The 13,212-nt window shown below is 71.1% G+C and carries 1 protein-coding gene; it reads left to right on the top strand.

Annotated elements, in window-relative coordinates:
• Position 1: 1 nt before the first annotated feature.
• Positions 2-13,212, top strand: a 13,211-nt coding sequence (locus P3T35_RS37380) for a type I polyketide synthase (RefSeq protein WP_348533456.1), incomplete at its 3' end; no start/stop codon positions are given.

Genomic DNA, 13,212 nt, shown 5'->3' on the forward strand with positions numbered 1-13,212 from the left:
CATGCAATCGACCGAGGAGAAGCTCCGGGACTACCTCAAGCGGGTCACCACCGACCTGCGCGAGGTCAAGCAGCGCCTGCGCGTGACGGAGGAGCGGGCGCACGAGCCGATCGCGATCGTCGGGATGGCTTGCCGCTACCCGGGCGGCGTGCGCTCGCCGGAGGACCTCTGGAAGCTCGTCGCGAACGGCATGGACGCCGTCTCCGAGTTCCCCACCGACCGCGGCTGGGACCTTGACCGGCTCTACCACCCTGACCCCGAGCACACGGGCACCTTCTATGCCCGTGAGGGCGGCTTCCTGCACGAGGCGGCCGAGTTCGACCCCGCGTTCTTCGGGATCTCGCCGCGTGAGGCGCTGGCGATGGACCCGCAGCAGCGGCTGCTGCTGGAGACCTCCTGGGAGGCGTTCGAGCGCGCGGGCATCGACCCGGTGTCGGTGCGGGGCAGCCGGACGGGTGTCTTCGCCGGGGTCATGTACCACGACTATGCGTCCCGGTTCGAGACGTCGCCCGAGGACATCGAGGCGTATCTGAGCAGCGGCAGCGCGGGCAGCGTGGCGTCCGGCCGGGTCTCGTACGTGTTCGGCCTGGAGGGGCCGGCGGTGACGGTGGACACGGCGTGTTCGTCGTCGCTGGTGGCGCTGCACCTGGCGGCCAACGCGCTGCGCCGGGGCGAGTGCGACCTGGCGCTGGCCGGTGGCGTGACGGTGATGTCCACGCCGAGGACGTTCATCGAGTTCAGCCGCCAGCGCGGCCTCTCGGCGGACGGTCGGTGCAAGGCGTTCGCGGATGCGGCGGACGGCACGGGCTGGGCCGAGGGGATCGGCATGCTGCTGGTGGAGCGGCTGTCGGATGCGGTGGCGAACGGGCACAAGGTGCTTGCGGTGGTGCGGGGTTCGGCGGTGAACCAGGACGGTGCGTCGAACGGTCTGACGGCACCCAACGGGCCGGCCCAACAGCAGCTGATCCGCGACGCCCTGATCGACGCAGGTCTGCCCGCGCAGCACATCGACGTGGTGGAGGCGCACGGGACCGGGACGCGGCTGGGTGATCCGATCGAGGCGCAGGCGCTGCTGGCGACCTACGGTCAGGGGCGCGATGCCGAACAGCCGCTGTGGCTCGGTTCGTTGAAGTCGAACATCGGCCACGCTCAGGCGGCTGCCGGTGTCGGTGGTGTGATCAAGATGGTGATGGCGATGCGGGAGGGCGTGCTCCCGCGGACCCTGCATGTTGATGAGCCGTCGCGCGAGGTGGACTGGTCGGCGGGTGCGGTGGAGTTGCTGACGGAGTCGCGGGGGTGGCCGGAGACGGGTCGGGTGCGTCGGGCCGCGGTGTCGTCGTTCGGTGTGAGTGGGACGAACGCGCACGTGATCTTGGAGCAGGTCGAGGAGCCCGTGGTGGCGGAGCTTGACTCGGTGGTTGGGCTTCCGGTGGTGCCGTTGGTGGTGTCGGGCAAGTCCGAGGCGGCGGTGCGGGGTCAGGCGGCGGCGTTGGTGGAGCGGTTGGAGGCCGAGCCGGGGTTGAGCGTGCTGGATGCGGCGTTCTCGGTGCTGACGTCGCGTTCGGTGTTCGGCCATCGGGCGGTGGTGCTGGGCACCGATCGCGGTGAACTGCTCGCGGGTCTGGGCGAGTTGGCATCCGGTGCGGCCGGCGTGGGTGTGGTGTCCGGCTCTGGTGCGGTTGATGGCGGTGTGGTGTTCGTGTTCCCGGGTCAGGGGTCGCAGTGGCTGGGGATGGCGGGGGAGTTGCTGGGGTCGTCGGAGGTGTTCGCGGCGCGGATGGGTGAGTGTGAGCGGGCCCTGGGCGAGTTGGTGGATTGGTCGTTGGGTGAGGTGGTGCGTTCGGGTGATGAGGGGTGGTTGGGGCGGGTTGATGTGGTGCAGCCCGTGTTGTGGGCGGTGATGGTGTCGCTGGCCGAGGTATGGCGGTCCAACGGGGTCGAGCCGGCGGCTGTTGTGGGGCATTCGCAGGGTGAGATCGCTGCGGCGGTGGTTGCGGGTGGGTTGTCGTTGGTGGATGGCGCGCGGGTGGTGGTGTTGCGCTCGAAGGCCATTGCGGAGGAACTGGCGGGTTCGGGTGGCATGGTGTCGGTGGGCGCGGGTGCTGGTGAGGTGCGCGGGCTGCTGGGGCAGTGGGGTGGGGAGGGGGTGTCGGTTGCGGCGGTGAACGGGGTTGCGTCGACGGTGGTTTCGGGCCCGGCCGTGCCGTTGGGCGAGTTCATGGCGTGGTGTGAGGGTCGTGGGGTGCGGGTGCGGCGGATCCCGGTGGATTACGCCTCGCATTCGCAGATGGTGGAGGGCCTGCGCGAGCGTCTGGCCCGCGACTTGGCGCCGATCGTGCCGGTTTCCGGCCAGGTGCCGTTCTGGTCGACCGTGACCGGTGGCTTCCTGGACACCAGGGAGCTCGACGCCGCGTACTGGTACACCAACCTTCGTCAGACGGTGGAGTTCCGTCACGGCATCGAGAACCTCCTCACCCAAGGGCATGGCCTGTTCATCGAGGTGAGCTCGCACCCGGTCCTGGTTCCGGCGATCGAGGAGGTCATCGGCGAGCAGGACATCGCCGCTGCGGCGATCGGCACCCTGCGCCGTGGTGAGGGGGGTTGGCCGCGCCTGACCGCGTCCCTGGCGCAGGCGTTCGTGTACGGCGCCCCGGTCGCCTGGCCCACCCTCTTCGAGGGCACCGGCGCCCACCGCGTCGACCTGCCCACCTACGCCTTCCAGTATCAGCGTTACTGGCTGGACGTGCCGCTGCGGGGTGAGGCCGGCGTGGTGGATCCGGTGGATGAGGCGTTCTGGCGTGCGGTGGAGCAGGCGGATGTGTCGTCTGTTTCGGATGTGTTGGGTCTGGATGACGGGCAGGAGGAGTCGCTGGGAGCGGTGCTTCCGGTGCTGTCGTCGTGGCGTCGGCAGGTGCGGGAGGACTCGACGGTCGACGGGTGGCGCTACCGCACCACCTGGAAGCCCGTCGCCGGCGCCGGAGTCGGCCGGATGGCCGGCAGTTGGCTGCTGGTGGCGCCGACGGGCGAGGCCGGGCAGAGCGGTTGGGCGCAGCTGTGCGCGGAGGTGCTGACGGCGCGCGGTGCTGACGTGGTCGTCATCGAGGCGGACCCGGCCCATGCGGAGCGGGAGGACTACCAGCGGCTGCTCGCATCGGCCGCCGCCGACCGCGACGTTCGGGGCGTGCTCTCGCTGCTCGCCGTTGACGCCCAGGCGCGTGCCATGGCCCCGGCGGTGAGCGGCGGTCTCGCCGCGACTGTGGCCCTGCTCCAGGGGATGGTCGATAGCGGCCTGGAGGCGCCGCTCTGGTGCGTGACCGCGGGCGCTGTCTCGGTGGGACCGGAGGACGGCCTGCGTAACCCTGAACAGGCCCAGGTGTGGGGCCTCGGCCTGGTGCTCGCTTTGGAGCGGCCGGAGCGCTGGGGCGGTCTGATCGATCTTCCCGAGATCGCGGATGAGGCTGCGGCGCGGCGGTTGGCGTCGGTGCTGGCCGGCCTCGACGGCGAGGACCAGGTGGCGGTCCGTGCGGCCGGTTCGTTCGCTCGGCGGGTGGGTCGCGCGCCCGGCGACCAGACGCCGGTCGTGCGTTCCTGGAAGCCGACCGGCACCACGCTGGTGACGGGAGGAACCGGGGCGCTCGGCGGTCAGGTTGCACGCTGGCTGGCCCGCCGTGGTGCGGAGCACCTCCTGCTGGTGAGCCGTGGTGGCCCCGATGCGGCGGGTGCCCGCGAACTGGTCGACGAAATAGCGGCGTTGGGAACCAAGGCGACGATCGCGCGCTGCGACGTCGGAGACCGTGCGGCACTCGCGCAGCTCCTCGCGGACATCCCCGTCAAGGCGCCGCTCACCGCGGTCATCCACACCGCCGCGGTCCTCGAGGACTCGGCCGTCACCGCGCTGACGCTTGATCAGATGCAGCGCGTGCTGGGCGTCAAGGCCCAAGCAGCCGTCCACCTGCACGAGCTCACCCGGGACCTCGATCTCTCGGCCTTCGTCCTGTTCTCCTCCTTCTCGGGTGAGTTCGGCAGCCCGGGGCACAGCAACTACGCCCCCGGCAACGCTTTCCTGGACGCGTTCGCCCAGTGGCGCCGCCAGCAGGGCCTGGTCGCCACATCGATCGCCTGGGGTGCCTGGGGCGGCGGCGGCATGGCCGCCGGCGTGGCGCGGGACCTGCTGCACCGCCACGGTCTGCTGGAGATGGCACCGGAGTTGGCCACCCACGCCCTGGGGCAGGCGCTGGACCGCGACGAGACGCGCCTGATCATCACCGACCTGGACTGGGAGCGGTACTTCCTCGTCTACACCTCGTCCCGGCAGCGGCCACTGATCAGGGACATCGCCGAAGTCCGGACCCTGGTCGCGGCCGGCGCCGGTCAGAACGAGGCGGCGACGGAGCCCGCTTCACCGCTGGCGCAACGGCTGCGCGGCATGCCGGCCTCGGAGCGCGAGCGTACGGTCCACGACCTGGTGCGCGGCCAGGTGGCCACCGTCCTGGGCCACGGCTCGCCCGACCAGGTCGAGCTCAACGCGCCCTTCAAGAACGCCGGGTTCGACTCGGTGACCGGCGTGGAGCTGCGGAACCGGCTCAGCGCAGCCACGGGTGTCCGGCTGCCCGCCACGCTGATCTTCGACTACCCCACTGCTGCCGCGCTGAGCCGCTACCTGCTCAGCGAGCTCGCGGGCACGACGGACAGCGCCGACCGGCCCGGGACACCCGTCGTGACGCCGGTCGAGGACGACCCGATCGCCATCGTCGCGATGAGCTGCCGCTACCCGGGCGGCGTGCGCTCGCCCGAGGACCTGTGGCGCCTCGTCCTGGCCGAGAACGACGCCATCTCCGGTTTCCCGACGAACCGCGGCTGGGACATCGAGGGCATGTACGACCCGGGGCTCGGGCGTCCCGGCACCTCGTACACCCGCAGCGGCGGCTTCCTGCACGACGTGGCCGACTTCGACGCCGAGTTCTTCGGGATCTCGCCGCGTGAGGCCCAGGCCCTGGACCCGCAGCAGCGGCTGCTGCTGGAGACCTCCTGGGAGGCCTTCGAGCGGGCCGGCATCGCTCCGTCCTCGCTGGCGGGCAGTCCGACCGGGGTGTTCTTCGGGCTCACCTACCAGGACTACGCGGCTCGACTGCAGGACGCCCCGGCGGAGTTCGAGGGCTACCTCCTCGCCGGCAACACCGCCAGCGTCGCCTCCGGCCGGGTTGCGTACAGCCTGGGGCTGGAGGGGCCGGCGGTCACGGTGGACACGGCGTGTTCGTCGTCGCTGGTGGCGCTGCACCTGGCGGCGCAGGCGCTGCGGTCGGGTGAGTGCGACCTGGCGCTGGCCGGCGGTGTCGCGGTCATGGCCAGCCCGGCGATGTTCGCCGAGTTCAGCCGTCAGAAGGCGCTGTCGCCCGACGGCCGGTGCAAGGCGTTCGCCGCGGCCGCCGACGGGTTCGGTTCGGCCGAGGGCGTCGGAGTCCTGGTGCTGGAGCGGTTGTCGGATGCGCTGGCGAACGGGCACAAGGTGCTTGCGGTGGTGCGGGGTTCGGCCGTGAACCAGGACGGTGCGTCGAACGGCCTGATGGCGCCGAACGGTCCGTCGCAGCAGCGGGTGATCCGGCAGGCGCTGGCCAATGCGCGGCTGGCGGTGGGTGATGTGGACGCCGTGGAGGCGCATGGCACCGGGACGCGGCTGGGTGACCCGATCGAGGCGCAGGCGCTGCTGGTGACCTACGGTCAGGGGCGGGATGCCGAACTTCCGCTGTGGTTGGGCTCGGTGAAGTCGAACCTCGGTCACACGCAGGCGGCTGCCGGTGTGGCGGGTGTGATCAAGATGGTGATGGCGATGCGGGAGGGTGTGCTCCCGCGGACGCTGCACGTGGACGCGCCGTCGCCGCATGTCGACTGGTCGGCGGGTGCGGTGGAGTTGCTGACGCAGTCGCGGGCGTGGCCGGAGACGGGGCGGGTGCGTCGGTCTGCGGTGTCCTCGTTCGGGATCAGTGGGACGAATGCGCACGTGATCCTGGAGCAGGCGGAGGAGCCTGCGGAGGTGGCGGAGTCGGGGGCTGTGGTTGGGCTTCCGGTGGTGCCGTTGGTGGTGTCGGGCAAGTCTGTGGAGGCGGTTCGGGGTCAGGCTGCGGCGCTGCTGGAGTGGGTGCGTGAGGGCGATGTCCGGGTGCTGGATGCGGCGTTCTCGGTGTTGACGTCGCGTTCGGTGTTCGATCATCGGGCGGCTGTGGTGGCGGCGGACCGTGGTGAACTGCTCACCGCTCTGGGTGGGTTGGCGTCGGGTGCGGTCGGGGTCTCGGGCGCGGTGTCGGGTCGGTTGGGGGTGGTGTTCTCGGGTCAGGGTTCGCAGTGGGCGGGCATGGGCCGGGAGTTGGGTGAGGCGTTCCCGGTGTTCGCGCGGGCGTATGACGCGGTGTGTGCGCAGCTGGGGGTGGAGCTGCCGTCGGATGACTTGATCCATCAGACGGGGTTTGCGCAGCCGGCGATTTTCGCGTTGGAGGTGGCGCTGTACCGGTTGTTGGAGTCGTGGGGTGTGACGGCTGGGGTGTTGGCGGGGCATTCGGTGGGTGAGATCGCGGCGGCGTATGTGGCGGGGGTGTTGTCGCTGGAGGATGCGTGTGCGCTGGTGGTGGCGCGTGGCCGGTTGATGCAGGCGTTGCCGACGGGTGGCGCGATGGTCGCGGTCGGCGGGTCCGAGGACATGGTCCGCGAGGTGCTGGCGCAGGTCGAGGGTGTGTGGGTGGCGGCGGTGAACGGTCCGTCGTCGGTGGTGCTGTCCGGGCATGAGGAACCGGTGCTGGCGGCCGCTGCCAAGCTTGCGGAGCAGGGCTGCCGTACGCGGCGTCTGACGGTCAGTCATGCGTTCCATTCGGGTCTGATGGATCCGATGTTGGAGGAGTTCGCGGGCGTCGTGGCCGGGTTGGAGTTGCGGGAGCCGGTGCTGCCGCTGGTCTCCACGGTGACCGGCCGGGTGGAGTCGGAGTTGTGGACGCAGCCGCAGTACTGGGTGCGCCAGGTTCGCGAGGCGGTGCGTTTCGCTGATGGTGTTGCCGCCATGCTGGAGCTGGGTGTTGGCAGCTTCGTTGAGGTGGGCCCGGATGCGGTGCTGTCCGGCATGGTCGCGGAGTGCCTGCCGCAGGACGGCCCGGCCCGCGCTGTGGTGCCGACGATGCGTTCGGGGCGTGACCAGGTGCGTGGCGTGGTGGAGGCGCTGGCCCGCTTGCATGCCGCCGGCACCCCGGTCGCGTGGGGGAGGTTGTTCGAGGGCACCGGCGCCCGCCGCATCGACCTGCCGACGTACGCCTTCCAGCGCCGCCGCTACTGGCTCGAGGCCTCGGAGCGGCAGGTGCCCTCGAACGCGGTGGACGCCCGCTTCTGGGAGGTCGTGGAGCGTGGTGACCTGGCGGGGCTGAGCGCGGCGCTGGGAGTGGCCGACGAGCAGGCGGAGTCGCTCGGCGCGGTGCTTCCGGTGCTGTCGTCGTACCGGGAGCGGGTGCGTGAGCAGTCCGCGACCGATCACTGGCGCTACCGCCTCACCTGGAAGACCGTCACCATGCCGTCGGCGGCGGTGCTGACCGGACGCTGGTTGGTCGTCGCACCCATGGACTGCCCGTCCGCCGAGCTGTGCATCGATGCATTGCGTGGCCACGGCGCCGACGTTCTCCCCGTGTACCTCGACGGGTCCGGCATCGACCGGCCGACCCTCGCGGACCGGCTGGCGGCCGCCGGTGAGGTCAGCGGTGTCCTCTCGTTGCTGGCGCTGACGTCCGACGGGCCGAGCGGCCCCGAGCAGTGGCCGGGCCTGGTCGGAACGACCGTGCTTCTGCAGGCCTTGGACGATGTGGCCGTCGCCGGGCGCCTGTGGGTGCTGACTCAGGGGGCGGTGTCGGTCGATGAGACAAATCCCCTGACCCGGCCGGAGCACGCCCAGCTCTGGGGACTCGGCGCTGCTGCCGCGCAGGAGTACCCCGAGCGCTGGGGTGGGTTGATCGACCTCCCCGCAACGGTGGATGCCCGCTGTGTCGACCAACTGGTCGGTGTACTGGCCGGACTGCGCGAGCCAGAGGTCGCGCTTCGGCAGCCGGGCGCCTATGCCCGGCGGCTGACGAGGGCGGCACGCGGTGTGAAGCCGGAGGCGGCCTGGCGGCCGAGCGGCACCACGCTGGTCACCGGCGGAACGGGCGCACTCGGAGCGCAGGTCGCCAGGTGGCTGGCGCGCAGCGGTGCGGAGCACCTGCTGCTGACCAGCCGCCGGGGCCCCGACGCGCCGGAGGCCGCCGAGCTCCGGGCGGAGCTGACCGCACTCGGTGTGAGCGTGTCGATCGTCGCGTGCGACGTTGCGGACCGGGCTGCTGTCGAGCGCCTGCTGGCCGAGATCCCCGCCGAGCTTCCGCTCACCGCGGTGATGCACGTCGCGGGTGTGGTGGATGACGGCGTGCTGGACTCCCTGACGCCCGCGAGGTTCGAACGGGTGCTGGGCCCGAAGGCCACGGCCGCCTGGCACCTGCACGAGCTGACGGCGCACCTCGACCTGTCGGCCTTCGTCCTGTTCTCCTCGCTGGCGGGTGTCGTCGGCGCTGCCGGGCAGGGCAACTACGCGGCGGCCAACGCCTTCCTGGACGCCCTGGCGCAGTACCGCCGCGCGCGCGGCCTCGCGGCGACGGCCATCGCCTGGGGCGCCTGGGACGGCGGCGGCATGGCAGCGGCCGACCCGGCCGCGAGCGACCGGATCCGCCGCAGCGGGGTGCTGCCGATGGCGCAGGAACTGGCCATCGCGTCCCTCCAGGAGACGCTCGACCGGCGCGAGACCGCGGCGGTCATCGCGGATGTCGACTGGGCGCGCCTGCTTCCGGCACTGGCCGGTGCCGGTGTCGACTCGCTGATCAGCGACGTCCCCGAGGTGCGTGACCTGCGCGATCGCAGCGCCGACATGTCGGCGCAGGTCGGGCCGGCGCTCGCGCAGCGGCTCAGTGGTCTGGGGGCCGCCGAGCGCGCCAGCCTTCTGACGGCTGAGGTCTGCTCGCACGCCGCGGCGGTGCTGGGACACGCCTCGGCGACCGCCGTCGACCCGGAACGCGCCTTCAAGCAGGCCGGCTTCGACTCATTGACGGCCGTGGAGCTGCGCAACCGGCTGAACGCCGCCACCGGTCTGAGCCTGTCCGCGACCCTCGTCTTCGACTACCCGACCCCCGCCGACCTGGCCGACCACCTGGCCGCCGAACTGCTGGGCGGACAACCGGAGTCGAGAACCCTGGTGGCGCTGCCCGCCGTCACGGACGAGCCGATCGCGATCGTGGGGATGAGTTGCCGCTTCCCCGGCGGTGTCCGGTCTCCCGAGGACTTCTGGCGGCTGCTGACCGACGGCGTGGACGCGGTCGGTCCGTTCCCCGCCGACCGTGGTTGGGATGTGGACGGCCTCTACGACCCCGACCCCGCGGCCGCAGGGAAGCTCTACGTCCAGGAAGGTGCCTTCCTCGGCGGCATCGGCGAGTTCGACTCGGCTTTCTTCGGCATCTCGCCGCGTGAGGCGCTGGCGATGGACCCGCAGCAGCGACTGCTGCTGGAGACCTCCTGGGAGGCGTTCGAGCAGGCCGGTATCGACCCGGCCTTGCTGAAGGGCAGCCAGACCGGCGTGTTCACCGGCACCAACGGCCAGGACTACGCCTCGCTGCTGACCCGCACCGGCGACGGCGGAGACGGTCACCTTGGCATCGGCAACGCGGCGAGTGTGATGTCGGGCCGGGTGTCGTACGTGTTCGGTCTGGAGGGGCCGGCGGTGACGGTGGACACGGCGTGTTCGTCGTCGCTGGTGGCGCTGCACCTGGCCGGGCAGGCGCTGCGCTCGGGCGAGTGCGACCTCGCGCTGGTCGGTGGTGTGACGGTGATGTCGACCCCGGCGACCTTTGTCGAGTTCTCGCGGCAGCGCGGTCTGGCGGTTGACGGTCGGTGCAAGGCGTTCGCGGATGCGGCGGACGGCACGGGCTGGGGCGAGGGTGTTGGCGTTCTGCTGGTGGAGCGGCTGTCGGACGCGGTGGCGAACGGGCACAAGGTGCTTGCGGTGGTGCGGGGTTCGGCGGTGAACCAGGACGGTGCGTCGAATGGTCTGACGGCGCCGAATGGTCCGTCGCAGCAGCGGGTGATCCGGCAGGCGCTGGCCAATGCGCGGCTGGCGGTGGGTGATGTGGACGCCGTGGAGGCGCACGGGACGGGGACGCGTTTGGGTGACCCGATCGAGGCGCAGGCGCTGCTGGCGACGTACGGCCGGGAGCGGTCGGCGGACGAGCCGCTGTGGCTGGGGTCGGTGAAGTCCAACATCGGTCACACGCAGGCGGCGGCCGGTGTGGCGGGTGTCATCAAGATGGTGATGGCGATGCGGGAGGGCGTGCTTCCGCAGACGCTGCATGTCGATGAGCCGTCGAGTGAGATCGACTGGTCGGCGGGCACAGTAAAGCTTTTGACGAAACATCAGATCTGGCCTGACCGTGGCCGGGTGCGCCGGTCTGCGGTGTCGTCGTTCGGTGTGAGTGGGACGAATGCGCACGTGATCCTGGAGCAGGCTGAGGTGCCTGCGGAGACGGCTGTTGAAGAGCCAGTGGTCGGGCTTCCGGTGGTGCCGTTGGTGGTGTCGGGCAAGTCTGAGGAAGCCGTTCGGGGTCAGGTGGCGGCGCTGCTGGAGTGGGTGCGTGAGGGCGATGTCCGGGTGCTGGATGCGGCGTTCTCGGTGTTGACGTCGCGTTCGGTTTTTGAGCATCGGGCGGCGGTGGTGGCGGCGGATCGTGGTGAGCTGCTGGCTGCTCTGGGTGGGTTGGCGTCGGGTGCGGTCGGGGTCTCGGGCGCGGTGTCGGGTCGGTTGGGGGTGGTGTTCTCGGGTCAGGGTTCGCAGTGGGCTGGTATGGGCCGGGAGTTGGGTGAGGCGTTCCCGGTGTTCGCGCGGGCGTACGAGGTGGTGTGCACGCAGCTGGGGGTGGAGCTGCCGTCGGATGACTTGATCAACCAGACGGGGTTTGCGCAGCCGGCGATTTTCGCGTTGGAGGTGGCGCTGTATCGGTTGTTGGAGTCGTGGGGTGTGACAGCCGGTGTGCTGGCCGGGCATTCGGTGGGTGAGATCGCGGCGGCGCATGTGGCGGGTGTGTTGTCGCTGGAGGATGCGTGCGCGCTGGTGGTGGCGCGTGGCCGGTTGATGCAGGCGTTGCCGACGGGTGGCGCGATGGTCGCGGTCGGCGGGTCCGAGGACATGGTCCGCGAGGTGCTGGCGCAGGTCGAGGGTGTGGAGGGTGTGTGGGTGGCGGCGGTGAACGGTCCGTCGTCGGTGGTGCTGTCCGGGCACGAGGAACCGGTGCTGGCTGGTGCGGCTGCTTTGGCCGAGCAGGGGTGCCGTACGCGGCGTCTGACGGTCAGTCATGCGTTCCACTCGGGTCTGATGGATCCGATGTTGGAGGAGTTCGCGGGCGTCGTGGCCGGGTTGGAGTTGCGGGAGCCGGTACTGCCGCTGGTCTCCACGGTGACCGGCCGGGTGGAGTCGGAGTTGTGGACGCAGCCGCAGTACTGGGTGCGCCAGGTTCGCGACGCGGTGCGTTTCGCCGATGGAGTAACCTCCATGCTGGAGCTGGGTGTTGGCAGCTTCGTCGAGGTGGGCCCGGATGCGGTGCTGTCCGGCATGGTCGCTGAGTGCCTGCCGCAGGACGGCCCGGCCCGCGCTGTGGTGCCGACGATGCGCTCGGGACGCGACCAGGTGCGCGCTGTCGTAGAGGCGCTGGCCCGCTTGCATGCCGCCGGCACCCCGGTCGCGTGGGAGCGACTGTTCGAGGGCACCGGCGCCCGCCGCATCGACCTGCCCACCTACGCCTTCCAACGCCAGCGCTACTGGCCGGAGGCATCCGCTGCAGGGGCGCAGGACGCGACTGGTCTCGGGCTGGAGGCTGCCGCCCACCCGCTGCTCGGTGCGGCGATCGAGGTCGCGGACAGCGACGAGCTCCTCTTCACCGGCCGCTTGTCCCTTGCGACTCATCCGTGGCTGGCTGATCACACGGTTCTGGGCAGTGTGTTGCTGCCGGGGACGGGGTTTGTGGAGTTGGTGTTGCGGGCTGCGGATCAGGTGGGTTGTGGGGTGTTGGAGGAGTTGACGTTGGAGGCTCCGCTGGTGTTGCCGGAGCGGGGTGCGGTGCAGTTGCAGGTGGTGGTGGGTGCCCCGGATGGGTCGGGGGTGCGGGCGGTGGGTGTGTATTCGCGGCCGGAGGGTGTGGGTTCGGATGGGGTGGAGGAGGCGTGGCGGCGGCATGCGGCGGGTTCGCTGGCGGCCGGTACGGGTTCGGCCCGCGCGCTGCCCGTGGCGGTGGGTGAGTGGCCGCCGGCCGGTGCCGAGGCCGTGGACCTCGACGGCTTCTATGCCGACCTGCTGGAGTCCGGATTCGCCTACGGGCCGCTCTTCCGAGGACTGCGGGCCGTGTGGCGGACCGACGACGAGGTGTTCGCCGAGGCCGTGCTGCCGGAGGATGCCGGGTCCGACCCGCGAGCCTTCGGGCTGCATCCCGCCCTCATGGACGCGGCTCTGCATGCCGTGGGGCTGGGTGGCCTGGTCGGCGAGGTCGGTGAGGCCCGTCTTCCGTACGCGTGGTCCGGGGTTCGTCTCCACGCGAGCGGGGCGGCGGCGCTGCGCGTGCGGCTGAAGCGCGTCGGCCAGGAGGCCGTCTCCCTCGACATGACCGATTCCGCCGGGCTGCCGGTGGTGTCGGTGGAATCCCTGGCGCTGAGGGTGGTTTCCGCCGACCAGTTGGGCGCCGGGGACGCTGCCGCCGCCAACTCCCTGTACGGGCTTGACTGGACGCCGCTGCCGACGGCCCCCGTCCTGGCCGGTTCCGCGCCCGTCGCGGTGGTGGGTTCGGCCGGCGCAGCCTGGTTCGCAGACGCCTCCGGCAACAGCGACGTGACGTTCCATCAGACGCTCGCCGAGTTGCGTGAGCGGGTGGTGCGCGGCGAGGTCGCCCGACCGGAGCTGGTGTTCCTGGGGTGTTCCGGTGAGGCCGGCGGGACGACTGCGATGAGCCCGGATGCGGTCCGGTCGCTGCTGACCGACACGCTGACCGTGGTGCAGGACTGGGTGGACGACGAGGTCTTCCTCGACGCGCAACTCGTGGTGGTGACGCGGGGTGCGGTGGGTGTGGAGTCGGGGTCGGATGTTGTTGATCTTGCTGGTGCTGCGGTGTGGGGGTTGGTGCGTTCGGC

Source organism: Kitasatospora sp. GP30 (assembly GCF_029892145.1).
Taxonomy (GTDB): domain Bacteria; phylum Actinomycetota; class Actinomycetes; order Streptomycetales; family Streptomycetaceae; genus Kitasatospora; species Kitasatospora acidiphila.